At 71.3% G+C, this 16,609-nt stretch carries 14 protein-coding genes and 3 pseudogenes; 9 read left to right on the top strand and 8 right to left on the bottom strand.

Annotated elements, in window-relative coordinates:
- From ATJ97_RS19940 to ATJ97_RS00335, 7 genes and pseudogenes are all read right to left on the bottom strand, one after another.
- A pseudogene (locus tag ATJ97_RS19940) lies at nucleotides 1-403 on the bottom strand (conjugal transfer protein); the annotation flags it as partial.
- Between the two features lie 560 nt (nucleotides 404-963).
- Nucleotides 964-2,469: pseudogene (locus ATJ97_RS00360) on the bottom strand (ATP/GTP-binding protein).
- A 44-nt stretch (nucleotides 2,470-2,513) separates the two neighbouring features.
- Nucleotides 2,514-4,028: pseudogene (locus ATJ97_RS20795) on the bottom strand (SCO6880 family protein).
- Complete coding sequence (locus tag ATJ97_RS00350) at nucleotides 4,015-5,640, bottom strand: TrbL/VirB6 family protein (RefSeq protein ID WP_098482029.1); 1,626 nt, start codon at nucleotides 5,638-5,640, stop codon at nucleotides 4,015-4,017. The pseudogene ATJ97_RS20795 and the gene ATJ97_RS00350 overlap by 14 nt, the downstream one beginning before the upstream one ends.
- A gap of 3 nt (nucleotides 5,641-5,643) precedes the next feature.
- On the bottom strand, nucleotides 5,644-6,390 hold the full coding sequence (locus ATJ97_RS00345; protein ID WP_098482028.1) for a DUF8175 domain-containg protein: 747 nt from the start codon (nucleotides 6,388-6,390) through the stop codon (nucleotides 5,644-5,646).
- A 27-nt stretch (nucleotides 6,391-6,417) separates the two neighbouring features.
- Nucleotides 6,418-6,693 (bottom strand): hypothetical protein, encoded by a 276-nt coding sequence (locus tag ATJ97_RS00340; RefSeq protein ID WP_211286995.1) that lies wholly within the window; start codon nucleotides 6,691-6,693, stop codon nucleotides 6,418-6,420.
- A 21-nt stretch (nucleotides 6,694-6,714) separates the two neighbouring features.
- Entirely contained in the window at nucleotides 6,715-7,323 is a 609-nt protein-coding gene (locus ATJ97_RS00335; protein WP_143426818.1) for a DUF6668 family protein, read from the bottom strand.
- A gap of 157 nt (nucleotides 7,324-7,480) precedes the next feature.
- On the opposite strand from ATJ97_RS00335, the gene ATJ97_RS00330 reads away from it, so the two are divergent.
- The 6 genes from ATJ97_RS00330 to ATJ97_RS00305 all read left to right on the top strand — a co-directional run bounded on the left by ATJ97_RS00330 (nucleotide 7,481) and on the right by ATJ97_RS00305 (nucleotide 13,757).
- On the top strand, nucleotides 7,481-7,699 hold the full coding sequence (locus ATJ97_RS00330) for a helix-turn-helix domain-containing protein (protein WP_170036980.1): 219 nt from the start codon (nucleotides 7,481-7,483) through the stop codon (nucleotides 7,697-7,699).
- A gap of 168 nt (nucleotides 7,700-7,867) precedes the next feature.
- A complete protein-coding gene (locus tag ATJ97_RS00325; protein WP_143426817.1) occupies nucleotides 7,868-8,305 on the top strand; it encodes a hypothetical protein in 438 nt (145 codons plus the stop codon).
- Nucleotides 8,302-9,393 (top strand): M23 family metallopeptidase, encoded by a 1,092-nt coding sequence (locus ATJ97_RS00320; RefSeq protein ID WP_098482023.1) that lies wholly within the window; start codon nucleotides 8,302-8,304, stop codon nucleotides 9,391-9,393. The genes ATJ97_RS00325 and ATJ97_RS00320 overlap by 4 nt, the downstream gene beginning before the upstream one ends.
- An 11-nt stretch (nucleotides 9,394-9,404) precedes the next feature.
- On the top strand, nucleotides 9,405-10,835 hold the full coding sequence (locus tag ATJ97_RS00315) for a MinD/ParA family ATP-binding protein (RefSeq protein ID WP_098482022.1): 1,431 nt from the start codon (nucleotides 9,405-9,407) through the stop codon (nucleotides 10,833-10,835).
- Between the two features lie 508 nt (nucleotides 10,836-11,343).
- Complete coding sequence (locus ATJ97_RS00310; protein ID WP_143426816.1) at nucleotides 11,344-13,266, top strand: MarR family transcriptional regulator; 1,923 nt, start codon at nucleotides 11,344-11,346, stop codon at nucleotides 13,264-13,266.
- A gap of 146 nt (nucleotides 13,267-13,412) precedes the next feature.
- On the top strand, nucleotides 13,413-13,757 hold the full coding sequence (locus ATJ97_RS00305) for a hypothetical protein (protein WP_143426815.1): 345 nt from the start codon (nucleotides 13,413-13,415) through the stop codon (nucleotides 13,755-13,757).
- Nucleotides 13,758-13,916: 159 nt separating this feature from the next.
- Here ATJ97_RS00305 and ATJ97_RS00300 read toward each other — a convergent pair whose 3' ends face one another.
- Nucleotides 13,917-14,150 carry a glutaredoxin family protein gene (locus tag ATJ97_RS00300; protein WP_098482019.1) on the bottom strand — a complete coding sequence of 78 codons (234 nt, stop codon included), beginning with the start codon at nucleotides 14,148-14,150 and terminating at the stop codon, nucleotides 13,917-13,919.
- A 358-nt stretch (nucleotides 14,151-14,508) separates the two neighbouring features.
- Here ATJ97_RS00300 and ATJ97_RS00295 point away from each other — a divergent pair, with 358 nt between their 5' ends.
- The 3 genes from ATJ97_RS00295 (at nucleotide 14,509) to ATJ97_RS00285 (ending at nucleotide 16,547) form a co-directional block, all read left to right on the top strand.
- On the top strand, nucleotides 14,509-14,832 hold the full coding sequence (locus ATJ97_RS00295; protein ID WP_098482018.1) for a hypothetical protein: 324 nt from the start codon (nucleotides 14,509-14,511) through the stop codon (nucleotides 14,830-14,832).
- A gap of 90 nt (nucleotides 14,833-14,922) precedes the next feature.
- Nucleotides 14,923-15,219, top strand: a complete 297-nt coding sequence (locus ATJ97_RS00290; RefSeq protein ID WP_143426814.1) for a hypothetical protein — start codon at nucleotides 14,923-14,925, stop codon at nucleotides 15,217-15,219.
- Nucleotides 15,216-16,547, top strand: a complete 1,332-nt coding sequence (locus ATJ97_RS00285) for a hypothetical protein (protein ID WP_098482016.1) — start codon at nucleotides 15,216-15,218, stop codon at nucleotides 16,545-16,547. The genes ATJ97_RS00290 and ATJ97_RS00285 overlap by 4 nt, the downstream gene beginning before the upstream one ends.
- Nucleotides 16,548-16,609 lie beyond the last annotated feature (62 nt).

The following is a 16,609-nucleotide window of genomic DNA, read 5'->3' as shown; positions in this document are numbered from 1 at the left end:
TCTCCGGGGCGTTGACGACGCCGGCGACCTGGTCGGCCACCATCCGGTAACCGTGGCTGGTGAGGATGTCGACGGCGGTGTCGTCGGTGGGCCGGGTCAGCCAGGTGTAGACGTCGGTGATCGGCCGGCCGTCCAGGGCGGCCGCGAGGAGCAGGCCGGCGAGCAGGTCCTGGCCGGCGGGGTCGAAATAGGCGTCCGTGCGGGCGCCGGGGTCGCGGCTGCCGGCAGCGAAGTGCTCGGCCAGCCGAGCGGCCTTTACCTCGTCGGTGACGTAGGACAGCGGGTTCCACCACCAGGCCGGTTCCTCGAGGGCGATGGCCTGGGGGTCGAAGACCCACACCGGCCCCGTTGCGGCGCGCACGTCCCGGGTGGCGTCGACGACGTCGCGCTTGTTCGAGGTCACCAGCACGGCGCCGGGGGCGTCGAGGATCGGGCACGGCGCGGGAGGTGGTCTTGCCGGTGCGCGGGCCCCAGATGTCGATGTGCATGTCCTCCCACGACCCGAAGAGCTCCTCGCCGCTCCCCAGCGCACGACCGATCGGCACTCCGACCGCATCCTTGACGCCGAGCCGCTCGGCGGTCGCGGCGGCGTGCGTGCCGGTCAGGGCCTCGATGTCCTTGCCCCGGCCTAGGTAGGCCGCCGTCCGGTCCACCCGGGTGCGCCTGCCTGTGACCTTCCGGGCCAGCAGAACAGCGCCCACGGCGAGAGCGACCAGAACGACGGCCAGGTCGACGGCGACGGCGGTGCCGGCGGCCGGCCAGGCGACGTCGCCGGACAGCAGGCCGAAGAACACCCCGAACGGGTCCGCGGGAACGTCTGTGCCGGTGCCGTCGATGCGGTGGCCCAGGTGCACGGCGGCGTAGGCGCCGCCGACGACCAGGACCACCAGGTGATGCCGATCCAGATCAGGACCGCCTCGCCGGACAGGCCGCCGGGGTCGCGGCGGCGGTTGTTCGGAGTGCTCATGCGACGCCTCCCTGGTCGGCTCCGACGAGCTCGCCACCGCTCGGCGTGGCGGCGATGCGGGAGACGGTGTGCCAGAGCTTGTTTGGTGTCGTGGATGCCGGTCTCGACCTCGGTGAGCTGGACGTCGATCGGGATGCCCGGCCGCCCGCCCACCTTGACGAGGAACTTCCCCCGGCCCGGCGGCTCGGCCTCCTGCCCGGCGGCAGGGTCCCAGGTCGGCGGGTCCTGCCAGCCGATGAGCAGGTCCTGCTCGGCGCGGGAGAAGGGCACCGCGGCGGTCAGCTGGGGCATCTCCGCGCCGGGCAGGCCACCGCAGATGACCATGCCGGACCGTTCGACGAAGCCGCGGGCCTTCATCCGGTCCTCCTCGTGGGCCAGGGCGAGCAGGTCAGACATGGTGTGGGAGATCATCGCGACCCCACCCGCGCTGACGGTTCAACCCGGGTGAGCGCGTCGACGCGGTCGACCATGCCCCGCCCGGCGCGCAGCGCGCGCCAGAGCTCGTCCAGGACGACGAAGTAGTGCCGGCGCGGCTCCAGGCCGGCGTCGGCCAGGGCGTTGGCGACGTTGATCGTGCCGAACCCGGCCGACCAGCACGCCAGCAGGGTCGCGGCCTGCAGGTCCATGTCGGTGTCGTCGATCGAGGAGACGTCGTAGACCACCGGACGGTCCCGGCGCATCGGGTTTGTCGTCGGGCGGGCGAAGGTCTCCCCGAGCCGGCCGCCGTCCACCAGGCCGATGAGCGAGGCCTCGAGGTTCTCGGTGATGGCCTGGTACCGGCTGTCGTCCCCCCGGTCCAGGGCCGCCGCCCGGACCTCCTGGGGGCCGTCCTGGATCACGCGCAGCAGATCCCCCAGGACGGGCACCCCGTCGTGGCGGGCGTCGAGGACCTTCAGCGCCCGGTCCAGGATCGTCTCCTCCCGGTCCGTCGGCGGGGCCCCGCGGGTGATCGTCACCAGCGCGGAGACCATCGTGTGCCGGCGCCCGTGGGCGTCGGCGAGCACCTGGGCGGCCTCCTTGCCGAAGCCCCCGCGCGCGCAGCCGCTCCGCGGCGCCGGTCGCCTCGCCCGGGTCGAGGACGTTGATGTAGCCCGCGCCCGCGACCCAGGGTGATGACCTGCCCACCCAGCGCCTCGATGAGGTCGGACGTAGTCGGGCTTGAGATCCCCCAGGACCAGCGGCATCACCCCGTACCCGGCCAGCCCGGTCGCCATGCGGCGCACCAGGGTCGACTTGCCCAGCCCGGGCTTGCCCAGGACGAAGGCCGAGGGGTTGGAGATGAGCTTGGCCCGCTGGAACCAGGAGATCGGGTCGCAGCACAGCGTCGCCCCGGTGTAGACGTGCCGGCCCAGCGGCACCCCGACCATCGGGGTCCCCGTCCCGACGGCGAACGGCCACAGCCCGCACACCTGGACCGAGGTGCCGCGCCACTCCTCGGCCGCCTGGACGTAGAACGACTCCCCGCGACCGCGGCCCAGCCAGCCCCGCATGCCCGGCCGCATCACCCGCGGCCTGGCCGCAGTCTGCTTCCTGTTCTTGGTGCGCTTCACAGGTAGTTCCTCATCTCGGCGGGGACCTTCAGATGCCGGGGAAGGACCAGCCCGAGCGGCAGCGCGCCGGCGAAGGCCGAGTCCTGCGACCCGCGCAGCACGCGCAGCCGCAACCGTGCCGTCGCCGACAGGCTGTCGATCGCCGCCCGGGCGTCCTCCTCCCGGGCCGGGTCGAGCACCGTGGCGGTCACGAGGATCCCGAAGTTCAGCAGGCCCGCCCCGGCGGCCTCCTCGCTCGCGGTCGCGGCCGCGGCCCGGGTCGCGAGCAGGTCGCGGGCCGCCGGCTTCGAGCTCGAGGTCGCGCGGAACTCCGCCGCCCGCAGGTCGGCCCTCGGACGATGGCGGCCGCCCGCGCCGCGTCGACCGGCCGGTACAGCAGGGTGACCCGCTTGCGGGCGATGTCCCGGTGCGGGGCCAGCAGCTTCGCCAGCACCCCGGACTGCACCGTCCCACGCGGTGCGGTGGACATCCCCCAGGTCACCGAGACCGCCGAGTCGTGCAGGTACCCGTCGTAGGTGGCCTCCGCGTACGTCGGCCCGACGTCGTGCCACGACAGCTCCGGCGTCTCACCCGCCGCGTGCGCTTCGTCGATCAACGTCGCGGCCGCCGGGTCGTAAGCGACCCCGGATCGCCTCGCACAGCTCCTGCGCCGTGAGCGGGTGCGAAGCCCCCGCACCGGTCGCCGACAGCGTCTGGGTCAGGCCCGGTAGGCGGGCCGCGAGGTCGTGCCCCATCTCCTCCGGAGTGCGCTTCTTCGCTCCCGCCCGGGCAGCGGCGGTGAAGGTCAGCGCCACGTACGCCTTCACCGTCGACGAGCCGGCCGGGTACCGCTCGACCGCCTGAGTGAGCATGGCGCGGGCGAACTCCGGGGCGCTGGGGTCCATGTGAGTCATGACCTCCCGGCGCAGCCGGGTCCCGGTGTCCGGGGCGGTCTCGATCGTCACCGACGCGGCCTCGAGGCTCGGCTCGTCCCCGAGGTTCGCCAGCCAGTGCCCCCAGTCGGCCACCCAGGCGTCGATCTGCTCCTGGTCGACCAGGGCAGCGCCGTCCGGCTCGGCGCCCAGAACCACGGAGTAGTGGCCGCTGGCCGGGGTGTAGAGCAGCGCGAACCGGCGCCCGTAGGAGTCGGTGTGCTCCGACAGGCGCGTCGCCGCGACCAGGCCCGGCAGCTGGAACGTGCCCCACAGGGCCCGGCCCAGCGGTCCCGAGGAGTACAGGTGCGCACCCCGCGAACGCGCCGCCCACCACCCCGTCCGTGCACCGATCCGCGAGAGCAGGCTCCGCCCGTGCCGGTCCCGCACCACCAGCAACGCCAGGGCCAGGACCATGACCGTGAACAGCGTGACCGCCTGCCACAGGCCGGCAACCATCACGGTGATGACCACCAGCACGAGGCCACCGAGCAGCAGCACCGTCCCGATCGAACCGAGCCCCATCAAGCCCGGCGACGTCGGCCGCCGCCAGTTGCCGTAGGTGCGCCGCGCCGTGCGCGTGTCCTCAATTACTGCCACTTGGACCATCCCCCGTCACCTGGTCTGCCGCCTTCCTGGCGGCCGAGCTCGCGGCCTGTCCAGCCTGCAGGCCGGCCGCAACAGCGGCCCCAGCCGGACCCGCTGCGGCCCCAGCACCCGTCGCGGCCGCGCCACCAGCGGCGGCCGAGCCGCCCGCCGTGGCACCGGTCGCGGTCCCACTGCCCGCCGAGGCGGCCTGTCCGCCTCCGGCCGCCGGAGCACCGGTCGGTGCCGGGGCGCCGCCCTTGCTCCCACCCTGACCAGCACCCGAAGGGCTCGTGGTGCTCGACGTCGTGGAGTTCGTGTTGTGGCTCGAGCTTTGCGGCGCCGCGTTCGAAGCCATCGCAGCACCGCCACCGCCCGCACCGGTCGCCAGGCGGCCGACCGCCGCCGCGCCGGTCGGGATCGCCGCCATCGTCCCGGCCGCGACAGCCGCGCCTCCCCCGCCCGCGGCGAGGGAGCTGACCATCGGGGTCACGAACCGCATCAGCGCCGGCATGGCGACCAGCGCCAGCACCATCAGCATTAGACCCGTGACCACGGCGAGGATGCCGGAGCCGTCGTCGCCGAAGACGTCGGTCCCGGTGAGCTGGAACGCGGCCGCGTAAACGACCGCCGCGGCGGGCTTGTAGAGGATGAACGCGACCAGCCAGCCGATGCACTTCCTGAACCAGCTCCGGCCCATCTCCGTGTTCGTGAAGGAAGCCGCCAGCGGAAGGATGCCGGCCAGGATCACCAGCATCCCGCTCCGGGCGACCATCAGGACGATCTGAACCAGCGACGCCAGGATCGCGATCAGGCCGAAGATGATGACCAGGACCGCACTGAGAGGCACCCCCTGACCCGGCGCCCCTCCGGCGGCCGCGGTCAGGCCGAGCAGCTCGCCGACGTTCTCCTTGAAGCACGCCCCGTCCGCCGCGGTGACGTCACAGGCGAGCGAGTTGTTGATGACCCACACCGAGAAGCGGTCCGCCGCGGTCACGAGCAGCGCGACCACCGTGACGCCGGCACCACCCACCACCGCAAGGGTGAGAAGGCTGCGCAGCAGATCCCTGCCCGGCTCGGCCCTGCTCTCCCAGAACATCCGAGCCCCACCCACGACGACGGACAGGGCTGCCGCGATGAGCATGTACGGCCAGAGCGAAGACTGAAGGAACTCCACCGTGCCGGAGACACCGACCGGGCCGTTCGGCAGCAGCGCCGACACGATCGAGCCCGCACCACCAACAAGAGCAACACCGCCAAGGATCAGGCCGACCTTACCCAGGCTCGCGAGCCCCTCGCCCATCCTGATCCGGGTCGCAATGAGCGCACCGAGAATCATCAGAGCCACGATCGCCACCGCCAACGAGACCCAGGTGACGTACCCCAGCACCGTCATCAGCTCACTGATCCCAGGGGCAGACGCACCATCCACAGAGGCCGTCCCACCGGTGTTCGTCAGATTCGGCGTCCCGACGTTCACCCACAACGTGCCCAGCGACGCGATGACCGACGCAAACGCCTCCATCACCTGGTCGGCAAGGTTGTCCGTCGCGTCACTGACGACTGAACTGGCGGCCCTGCCCGTGTGGCACAAGACGTCGAAACCGCAGTTCTTCTCGGTCGCCATTGCTCAGACTCCCGACCAAAGGACGTAGCCGGCTAGGTCCGGAATCTGACCAATGGGGCTAGCAGGCTGACCGTCATCACCGACCTTGAACTTCCAGTCGCCATCGAGCCACACGAGTTGGAGTGGGAATGAGATGAGCGCGCCGTTGGAGCCGCGAAACGCGACGTCGACGAGTGCGCTGTTTCCTTCGTAAGCCGCCATACGGAAGCCGGCGATCTGTGTCGATACTTGCCCATCGGCGCCTGTGGCGGGCGCTTGTGAAACCGCGGCTTCTCTGCCTGGCCCTGGAGCGACGAACTGCTCAGCCATCTCCTCGGACAAAGTTGGATCTGCCCCCATTACGGCGATGTTGGCTGCCGCGAGTAGAGCTCCTGTGGGCGTCTGAGAGAAGCAATAGCGAAAGCCGTTCTCCTCAATGACCCCGGGACCATGCTGCTCTGACACTGGAGCTGCGATTCTGCCGACGATGTCCCATTCGGCCTCCGGTGCGGCGGTGAGCGTGCCGTCAAGCTCGACGGGCTCGAGGCCGCAGACGCTTTCGCCGCCCTGTGCCGATGGCGATTCGGTGGGAGCGGCGGTGGCCGTGGGGACGGGGCTGGTCGGTGCGGTGGTCGGATCTGGGTCGTCGGGTTCTGCCACGGCCCGGTAGCCGAGGACGGCCGCCAGGATCACCACGAGTGCTACGACGATCGCCGCGGCGACGAAGCCGGGTCGGGTGTACGGGTTCTGCTCGCTGTCATCGCTCGCCATGAAGGAATCCCCCTGGGTGCTGTCGGGTCAGGCGGTCATCAGGAAGCCGACGAGGGAGCCAGCTGCGCTGATCACGATCACGCCCCCGAGGGCCATGCCGATCTTTCCGGCGTGCTCTCCGCCCTCGCCGCGGCGGGACTGGATCGCCATGAGAGCGCCGGCGACCATCAGCCCGACGATGCAGACGGCGAGGGCGAGCCACTTGACCCAGCCCATGATCGAGGTGAACCCCTCCGTCCCCGGGGGCTGAATCGGGGCGGGATTGGGCAGCGCGACCGCGGCCTCCGTAAGCAGCAGGGTCATGGTTCCCATCAGGTGTTCCTCTCAGTTGGTGGTGCCCTCAGCACCGGCTTGAAGGAGCGCGCGGAGATCCTCGACGAGCTTTCGCACCTCGCGCGGGGCTGTCTTCAGCGAGACGGGTTCGCCCAGGCGCCAGGACTCCACCCACGGCAGTTGCCACACGCGCGGCACGCCGCCGCCGACGACCTTGATCAGGTCACGGAGCGGTCGCGGCAGGCGGCCAGGGGCGTCGGCGATGACGACCAGGCCCAGAACGGTCACGTGCGGGACGATGCCGGAGGCCCATTGTGCCGCGGCCATCTGCGCCGCGCGCAGCCCGCGTGCGCTGGAACGGGCCACGAGAACGGTGCGGGCCGGGGTCTGGCCGTTCACCACCAGCGGCCAGGCATGGTCGGCCGCACGCCACTGCGGGACCAGCTGCGCCATGGTCCACTCCCCCGCCCCGCCGTGGGCGCCGAGCCACCACAGCGGGGCGGCCGCGGCGTGCTCGAGGCTGGGGAGCTGGTCGACCTGATCAGGGACCGGGATGCCTGGCTGTGGAGCGGTCGCACCTGACGGCGATGGCGCGCGGACCTGCCTTGCGGTCGGTGCGGGAGCCACGTCTGAGTGCGGCAACCACGGATTGCTGGTCATGATCCTCCCCCCGGATTTGGGATCATCGTGGCTCATGCCACCCAAATCGTGTGTCATGAGACCGTAATGCGACCTGCGAGGACTGCCGACCTATGTCTACCGTACTGCGTTTTAATGTTTTTTACGCTACCTTGCTTCCGTGTATCGGTGGCAAGAGGTGAGCAGGCTTGATGACCTCTTCGAGGGACTGCCCGAGAAGCTGTCGGTCGAGCAGCTCGCCGACTTGCTGGGCGTGACCAAGCAGACCGCCTACGGCTGGCTGCAGAACGGGCACATCCCGGCCTACAAGATTGGTCACTCGTGGGTGATCGTCCGGGACGAGGTCAAGGACTACCTGGCCTCACGTCGCAACCAGCCGATGCAGCAAGACGACTGACGCAGCGTCAGCAGCAGCCACACCGGGGGGATGGCAATGGCGGTACGGGGACTCAGTGTGCTCGCGCTCGGCGCGGTGCTCACCGCTTCCCTCGCCGGCTGCAGCGGCCCGCCGACACCCACGTCACCGGAGACAACCAGCGTCCCCACCACGACGGCCACGCCTGTCATGCCCGCTCCCCCGCCGGTCTCCGACGACGGGACCCCGATGGAGTCCGACCTCGGTGAGGACACCAGCGCGCCGGCGCCGGTCTGGGACGACACCTCGCGCGAGGAAGCGCAGAGGCTCGCCCGGGACGCGATGACCGCCTACGCGCGGCCGGACACGCCGCCGGACCAGTGGTGGGCCGAGTTCAGCAAGCACCTCAGCGCCCAGGCCGCCTACGACTACCAGTGGGTCGACCCCACCTCCATCCCCGCCAGGGCCGTCACCGGACCCGCCAGCATCACCGCCGAGCCCAGCGTCTACCTCGCCGAACTGACCGTGCCCACCGACGCCGGGACCTACGGCGTGCTGCTCTCGCGCACCGACGGCCCCGGCCCGTGGAAGGTCGAGCGCATCACCCCGCCCGAGTCCCTCGAGCAACCGTCCGGAGAGCCGGCATGAAGCAGCTCTCCACGCTCGTCGGCGGAAGCGCCGCGATCACCGTCGCCGGTGTCGTGGGCTTCCTGCTGCTCCTGGCCCCCGCCGACGAGGCGACGGCCTGCACGCCCGGCTCGGGCATCACCGTCGTGGGCGCCGACTTCGCCGGTGCGTCCGTGGCCGGCTACAGCGGCGATCAGCTGAGCAACGCGGCCGCGATCGTCAACGCCGGTGCCGCGCTCGGCCTGTCGGTGCGGGACCAGACCATCGGCGTCATGACCGCGATGGGCGAGTCCGGCCTGCGGGTGCTCGACCACGGCGACGCCGTCGGCCCCGACTCCCGGGGCCTGTTCCAGCAGCGCGACAACGGCGCCTGGGGCACCTACGCCGACCGGATGGACCCCACCGCCTCGGCGACGAGGTTCTTCCAGTCCCTGGCCCGCCTCGAGGACCGCGAGGCGCTGCCGCCGACCATCGTCGCCCACCGCGTCCAGCGCAACGCCGACCCCTACCACTACGAGCGGTACTGGGACGGCGCCCTCGCGATCGTCCAGGCCCTCGCCGACGCCGGCGCCCAGGGCGAGCCCACGGCGGCCCCGCCCGACGGCGGCGCGGCCGCCGTCGCCCGGCCGGCCAACATGACATGCCTGACCGGGGCCGTCTCTCCCGCCGCCATGAGCATGGACGGCTGGACCGCTCCCCTGGTCGGCTTCCTCGACCACAGCTCGGAGTACGGCATGCGGACCAACCCCGTCACCGCCGTCCACCAGCTGCACTCCGGCACCGACCTGGCGGCGCGGGACGGACACCCGATCTACGCCGTCGCCGACGGCATCGTGACCATCGCCGGCCCCTCCAGCGGCGGCAACACCGGCTACATGGTCGCCGTCGACCACGGCGGCGGCATCCAGTCCCGCTACGTCCACTCCTGGGCCAGCGGCATCCACGTGCGCGTCGGTGACCGGGTCGCCGCCGGCCAGCACATCGCCGACGTCGGCTCGTCCGGCAACTCCACCGGCCCGCACCTGCACTTCGAGATCCGCATCACCGGTGAACCGACCGATCCCGTGGCCTTCATGGCGGCCCGCGGCATCGACATCACCACGCCGTAAGAGGGGGAACCTTGACCACCACACCCATACCGGACTGGCCGCACGTGAGCGCCGTCGCCCGACCCGACGGCGGCGAGGTCACCATCAACGGCACCTCCCACCCCGTGACCGGCGACTCCGTCGCGACCGTCCGCCAGGCGATCCTCGCCAAGGTCGCCGAGACCGCACAGTCGGTCGGTCGCCCCGTCAAGGTCACCGCCACCGACCCCGACGGCACCTGGCCGCTCATCGTCCACCCGAACGGCCACGTCGAGGCCGGCGAACAGGCAGAGCCGGAAGCCCGGCGCACGCGCCGGGCACGGGCAGAGGACACGGCCGCCCCCTCGAGAAGAGAGGTGCAACGCCTGGGCGGGGACGACCACCCTGCATCTGCCCCGGCGGCCGTGATCACGGCCGAGCCCGAGCTCGCCCTGGAGCCCGCGCCCGCGGCCGCCGGGGCTGACCCGGCCGCGGCAGGCACGGCAGCCTGGGTCCAGAACGCTCCCGAGCCGCAGACGCTCGCTGCCCCTGCGCCGATGACTCGGCGCGAGGCGCTCAGCCAGTCCTTCCTGACCGAGAACCGCGACGAGGCCCCGCCCGAGGCGGGCTGGCGCGGCCTGCTGGCCCGCGTCGGGATCAAGATCCAGCCTTCCCTCGCCGAGCTGGCCGAACGCGCCGACGAGCGCGCCGTCTCCCAGCACTGGCCCGGCCCGCGCACCATCGCCATCGTCAACGGCAAGGGCGGCGCCAACAAGACACCCACGACGATCCTCCTGAGCGCGCTGCTGGCGCGCTACGGCGGCTCCGGCGTCCTGGCGTGGGACAACAACCCCACCCGCGGCACCCTCGGCTGGCGCACCGAGCAGGGCCCGCACGAGAACACCGTCCTCGACCTTCTCCCCCGCACCGACGCCCTCCTGGCGCCGGACGCCCGGGCGGCCGAGCTCGCGCACTACGTCCACCACCAGACCCGCGACAAGTACGACGTGCTGCGCTCCCACCCCGAGGTCCTCGCCACCGACCAGCGCATCACCGCCGCCGACTTCGACGCCCTGCACACCGTCGCCTCGAAGTACTTCCGGCTGATCGTCATCGACTCCGGCAACGACGAGTCCGCCGAGTCCTGGCTGCGCATGATCGACCACACCGACCAGCTCGTCGTCGCCACCACCACCCGCGAGGAGCACGCCGAGTCCGGACGCCTCCTGCTCGACGAACTCTCCCGCCGCGACGCCCACTCCGCGAACCTGGCCGAGAACGCCGTCGCGATCGTCTCCCACGCCTCGACCAACGAGGCCGGCCCCAAGGCCATCACCGAAGGCTTCTCCCGCATCGCCCGCGAGGCCGTCGCGATCCCCTACGACCCCAAGCTCTCCGGCCGGCCCCTGCACTACGACGCCCTCGACCAGCGAACCCAACGCGCCTGGCTGCGTGCCGCGGCCGCCGTGGCAGGTGGGCTATGACACTCAACGGGTCTGTTTCAGCAAGTGTTATCCGCGACACGCCGGGGCGCGTACTCAGTTTCAGCAAGTGCCCCTGCCATGGTGAGGGCATGAGTGGACGCGTTGGACGGCCCAGCAAGGGCGACCGGGTCGTGCTCTACAGCCGACCGCACCGCGAGGTTCGCGCGGCAGTTGAGGCCAGCGCCGCGCGCGCCGGCTACGACGCGGTCAGCGACTACGTCGCTGCCGTTCTAGCGCAGCACGAGGGCCTTGATGCTCTCGCGCCGGCGCCCAACAAGCACCCGAACCAAAAGGAGTTGCCGCTAGCAGCTAGCGCATAAGCCCACAAATGCGAGTGGGCCGGCCCCGAAGGGCCGGCCCGGCAGTCCAAGTCCTTCACCCACTTGCTTGGCGGCGATCGGTGAAGGGCCAGACCTAACACACCCTCAGGTGTGTTCAACGCTCGGAGCCCACCATACCTGCACCCGCTCCCCGACGCCCTGCACACGCGCGCCTACCTATCTCCGGCGTGTCGCGTGCCGATGCGTGGTCCCTGACCGCCGCGATGAGCCCACGCGGCCGCGTGCGTGTGGCCGCCGTCGACGCCTACGGGCAAGCGCTGAACGTCTACTCCGGGCACACGCCGACCAGCGCACCGGTCCCGGAGCAGCCCTGGGCGGTCTACCTGGCGAACCAGCAAGGACGGTTCTGTCTGGTCGCGTTCGACCTCGACGCCAAGGCCGACCCGACCGCGGCAGCGCGCGACGCGGAGATGCTCGTCGGCCTGCTCGAGGCCTCCCACCTGCCTCACGTGGTGTGTGAGTCCGGTCCGGGCGGTGGCCGGCACATCTGGCTCGCGCTGAGCGAGGGAGTCGCCGCCGAGACGGTGGCGATCATGGGGCGCCTGGCGAAGACGCTGTGCCCGACCCTGGACCTTGCTCCCCTGTCGAACCCGGCCACCGGCTGCGTCCGTCCTCCCGGTGCCCCGCACCGCCACGGCGGCGCCTCCACCGTCCTGGCCGGGTCGCTGGAGACCCTGATGCAGCCCACGGTCACGGCCGAGCAGCTGACCGCCTTCGTCGCCACCCTCGCCCGCCTGGTCGACCACCACGAGCCCGCTGGCGAGATCGAGCTCCACCAGCCGGTCCCCGTCGACGCCCACGGCCACCTCTACCTTCCCGGCCCCAGGCGGGCCCTGCCCGCCGCCTCCGCGGCCGCCCTGGCCGAGGACGCCGCCGCCGGCGACGCCTCCGCGGTGCTCTGGCGGGTCCTGATCGGCGCGGCCGCCGCCCGCTGGCACCACGAGGACATCGCCGCCCTCGCGAGCTCCGCACCCGGCCTGGAGCACGTGCGCACCCGCCGCGACCGCTCCGACCGGACCCCGCGCCCTACCGGCGGGCCGGACAGCGGCGCTGCGGTGCTGCGCCGGCAGTGGCACAAGGCCGTGCGCTACGTCGCCGCCACCGCCCGCACCACCGGGGACGACCCGACCTTCGACGCCCGGGCCGGCGCCGTCGCCGCCCACGTGCGCGAGGTCCAGGCGCGCGCGGACACCTCCCCGGGCCGGTGGGCTACCCGCAGCGGCCCCACCGACCGGCGCGTCCTCGACGTGCTCTGCCTGCTCGCCGTCCAGGCCCTCACCGCCGAGGTCGAGGCCGACATCCGCCGCCTCGCCCTCCTGGCCGGCATCGGCCGTGAGACCGCCCGCACCGCGCTGCTGCGCCTGGCTGAGGAGGGCTGGATCAGCCAGACCCGCCCGGCGGACGGACCCCACGCCGCGCACTGGACGATCGACCCCAGGAACCAAATCCACAGGGACGCAGCTAGAAGTCGGTCACAAGCGGACCCGCGCCCCGAAGGGGCCGGGGCCGCCCACCGCTCCACGCTGATCGCCGAGCTCGCCGCACGCACCCAGGCCAGCGCACACGACGCCTTCACCACAGCCGGGGGTCTGGGCCACCACGCAGGCAACCTGTACGCCCGCACCACAGACGAACCTCTCACCCTCGGCCAACTCGCCGAAGTAACCGGAACGACGCATTCACGTACCAGCAACACCCTCGAGCGACTCGCCACCTTTGGGCTGATCACTCGAACTGCTGACGGCTGGATCCGCAGCGACCGCGACCGACGCGACACCGCCGCCCGGCACCTCGGCACCCGCGGCCGGCTCCGCGAGCGAGCGGCCCGCTACTGCATCGAGCGCGAGCTATGGGCGTGGTGGCAGGCGGAACAGGAGTGGATGCGCGCACCACGGCGCACCTCCCCCGGCCGGCGCCCAGGACCCGGCCAGCTCGCCCTGTTACCTGCTGACGGCACCAACGTCTACGGCGCCCATCCCCGCAGACCCGACGGACGCGCCGACTACGCTGCCGCCCGCCGCCAGCTCCTCGCCGGCACGTCCACCACGGAGCAGGCGATAACCCGAACCGCGTTGGCCGGCGTGGCCTAAACCGGCCCCGGTGAACACCGCGGCGTCGCCGCATGAACGGGGCGTACGCAGGGGTTCGGATGGGACGGCGAAGGGCGCGTCCAGCCGCTCGCCGACTTGTGGAAGACGGCCCCGCGGTGGTCGGCTCGCCCGGCATGCTTGAGGCCATGGCCTCCGACGACGGCTTCTTCGAGCTGACCGCCCGCCTGGACGCTGAGGTGCCACCGCAGCTCGTCCTGGAGACGGCGGAACTGGTGATGCACGAGGCAGCCGGTCACGGTCTGGAGCTGGAGGTACACCTCACCGGCGGCGGAGCCATCCTGCACCGCGGGCCGGCCCATCACCGCGCCCTCCTGGCGCTCGGCGGTTCCCCGGACGACCTACGCGTCGAGCTCCTCGACGCGAGAGGGGCGACTGCGGCGCTCGGCACGCTCTCCGCGTTCTCTCCTGCGGCCGCTGCGGCCCTCATCGCCGGGCAGCTGCTCGCTTACGCGCGCCACGACATGGAGTGAGTCGCAGGTCGCGGACAAAGCCCCCGCCGGTCCGCGAGCGAGGGGAGCGAGGGGCTCGTCGTGTACTCGTCGAGAGGCCAAGACCGGGCGCAGCACGTGAGTCGAGGGTGCCGCCAAGCCCCCACTGCGCCGAACGGCCTCGGCCTCTCGACGCCCCGATCAAGCTCTCGTGACCGCCCTGATCCGGTCGGGCCGGAACCCCGACCACCACTCCCGCCCCGTCGTGACCACCGGGGCACCGGTGAACTCCAGCGCCAGCAGCAGCTCCCTCGCCGCCGCGTTCGCCTCCAGGTCCACCACCTCGTACGCCACGCCCGCCCGCTTCAGCGCCCGCTCCGTCAGCCGGCACGCCTGACACCCACCCAGGCCGTACACGACCACCTGTGCTCCCATGACCCACTCCCCTGCAGAGACGTTTTTCTTGCCGTTCCTGGCAGCAGTTCGGTTTGAGCCGCGACGGGGCGCCAGAGGTCAAGGCGGGGAACCGGTGGGACAAGGGAAGAATCTGGGGCGGAACAAGCGACGAAGGAGCGCGTCACAGAATCTTCCGCAGGCCCGCCGGCGCGAAGCGCCCGCCTTGACCGGCGGCGACCGCGGCTCACAATCGGACGCCAGGAACGGAAAGAAACAAAGAGACAACGGCGCGGCCGCGCAGCGGGCGCACCTTGCGGGGAGTAGTAGACCGAGCCCCGGACCACCGCCGCCCCGCACACTCCACCCAGCACCCGAACAACTGTTCGACAATACGTGCATGCAGACCCGGCCCGCCGACGACCCCGACCCCACCCCCGCCACCGTCCCCACCGTCAACCTCGACTGGAACGGCCGCCGCGAACCCGCCTGGTACGAGGGCGTCCAACGCATCCTCAACGCCCACGACGTCCCCGAGCGCTTCACCCAGGCCCGCGCACCCATCCCCGTGCGCGCGCGCCTCGAGTGGGAGAACGACGGCATCGAGCTCGTCGACACAGTCGCCACCGCATGGACCCACAGCCTCGCCCTGGTCACTGTCGACGGCGCCCGCTCACGCTTCCGCGGCGTCTGGATCGACATCGGCGAGGTCGTGCGCCGCTGACAGCCACGTCCCTGTGCACGCCGGCCGCTGACGGGGAGTTATCCCCACCGCCCTTGTCCGACGTCAGTGGGTGCCGAAATGATCTCGGGCATGGTGAGCATCGAGACCAGTCCCGAGACCGAAGCCATGGCTCGCGCGCGCGCCGCACTTCTTGCGCTGAACAGGCGAACTGACACTGTCGGGGCACAGGCCGCCGAAGCGCTGTTCGAACTCAACTTGGTCCATCCGCCCTATCCCCCGGCGCACGTGGTTTCTGAGGACCAAATGCCTGACGTGGAGGACGTGCGCGAACTTCTCCTGGCGGCCGCCGCCGCCGCGAGTGACGTAGCCGAAATCGCTCGAATCACCCAGGCCGCTGCCGCCTTCGACACCCCATACATCCGATGACGTACCGGCAGCACAGCGCCTCCCTCGCCCAAGAGCTCGCGACGCTGTTCATCACCAACGGTTCCCGCCGACTCGACTCCGACGGCCTCGATGTAGCCCTGCTCGGGCGGCGGCTTGCGTTGGGGACGATCCGGCACGTGACCGCCACCGTCACCCGGCGCAACCCCGACCCCGGGGAGGGATGGAAGTCACGCGCAGAGTCAGTCCTCAACATCGGCCAGGATCCCGTCTTCTACCTCCAACGCACTCTGGCCGGATACCCCGCCCCGGCGTACCGGATCTCGCTCGTCGAACGCATGAAATCCCCACCCCAGGACCCGGCGGCAGCCTCGTGGTACCGGATCGCCAAGTACGCGGAACTTGCCGCGCACGACTTCACCGCGTACGACAAGCACCTGACTGGCGAGCACCGCTGGACCGTCGTCGCCGACGCCGCTGCCATCGGCCGAACCCTCTACGTTCTGGACGGCCACCTCATCGACGCGGCACGGAAGCTCGACAATGCGCCCCTCCTCGCCGCACTGACCGAGGCCAGACACAGCGCACTTCCCCTTGCCGCCGAGGAATCCCTCATCCTGGCCCGCAGTGGCCCGCTTCCCGACCTCGACACCGTCAGCAGAGAACCGACGACGGTGACCCCGGTGCGTGTGGACAACCCAACCGCAGCAGTCGAAGCCCAAGCCCGACTGCGTCGGCAGCTAACCGCAGCGGCCGACCTCTCTCCCGAGGCCATCGGCATTGCAGCCCTAACACAAGCGCGTCTTCTGAACGCCGCCGAGCACCTGCTGAGCGAGGCTGACCCCTCACGAGCTCACCTCGCAGGAACCATCGGCGAACAACTGCGGAAGATACGGGTGAAGGACCCGCAAGTTGCAGCACTCGTGCCAGGATCGCAACTACCTCTCGTGCAAAGCCGAGAACTGGCCCGCTTCCTCCATGCAGCGTTGACCGTCCCTCCGAGGACGGAGCTCGGCGAGCAAGTCCGACGCAGCATGGCAGCAATCGTCGACCGAGCGCCGGCCCTAGTCTCCGCCCTGGCACACGGGGCGCACCGGCAGGTCTGGGGCCGTCGCTGGGCGGTCTCCTACGCCGGAGAGGGCCAAGACATCACACCCTGGGGCATGTGGACCGAAGAACTCGAAGAGCCACGTATTCTCAAGCAACTCGACCACGCGAAACTCGTCGCAGATGCAGCCAAGGTTCGGGTCCCGCACGCACCCACTTCCTACACCCCGCTCCCCCACGCGCATCAGAGCCTCAACGACGTCGCTCGAACGAGGCAGCGGCCCCCGACTCCCCGCGCCAAGAGCGTCGATATCGACCGATAGAGCATCATGAGCTGAAGGCCGCCATCGCGCTCGATCTGCGCGCCCCTCGACCGCCCAGAGTT

The sequence above is a fragment of the Georgenia soli genome (assembly GCF_002563695.1).
Classification (GTDB): Bacteria; Actinomycetota; Actinomycetes; order Actinomycetales; family Actinomycetaceae; genus Georgenia; species Georgenia soli.
The sequence above is the reverse complement of the archived record's forward strand: the minus strand, read 5'-3'. Positions and strand labels throughout refer to the sequence as shown.

Excerpts from the sequence above, each read along its gene's own strand:
- ATJ97_RS00290 (WP_143426814.1), top strand. The coding sequence starts at position 14,923 with ATGGTGAGCATCGAGACCAGTCCCGAGACCGAAGCCATGGCTCGCGCG.
- ATJ97_RS00325 (WP_143426817.1), top strand. The coding sequence starts at position 7,868 with ATGCCCGCTCCCCCGCCGGTCTCCGACGACGGGACCCCGATGGAGTCC.
- ATJ97_RS00340 (WP_211286995.1), bottom strand. The coding sequence starts at position 6,693 with ATGACCCTGCTGCTTACGGAGGCCGCGGTCGCGCTGCCCAATCCCGCC.
- ATJ97_RS00305 (WP_143426815.1), top strand. The coding sequence starts at position 13,413 with ATGGCCTCCGACGACGGCTTCTTCGAGCTGACCGCCCGCCTGGACGCT.
- ATJ97_RS00295 (WP_098482018.1), top strand. The coding sequence starts at position 14,509 with ATGCAGACCCGGCCCGCCGACGACCCCGACCCCACCCCCGCCACCGTC.
- ATJ97_RS00300 (WP_098482019.1), bottom strand. The coding sequence starts at position 14,150 with ATGGGAGCACAGGTGGTCGTGTACGGCCTGGGTGGGTGTCAGGCGTGC.
- ATJ97_RS00285 (WP_098482016.1), top strand. The coding sequence starts at position 15,216 with ATGACGTACCGGCAGCACAGCGCCTCCCTCGCCCAAGAGCTCGCGACG.
- ATJ97_RS00350 (WP_098482029.1), bottom strand. The coding sequence starts at position 5,640 with ATGGCGACCGAGAAGAACTGCGGTTTCGACGTCTTGTGCCACACGGGC.
- ATJ97_RS00335 (WP_143426818.1), bottom strand. The coding sequence starts at position 7,323 with ATGACCAGCAATCCGTGGTTGCCGCACTCAGACGTGGCTCCCGCACCG.
- ATJ97_RS00345 (WP_098482028.1), bottom strand. The coding sequence starts at position 6,390 with ATGGCGAGCGATGACAGCGAGCAGAACCCGTACACCCGACCCGGCTTC.
- ATJ97_RS00320 (WP_098482023.1), top strand. The coding sequence starts at position 8,302 with ATGAAGCAGCTCTCCACGCTCGTCGGCGGAAGCGCCGCGATCACCGTC.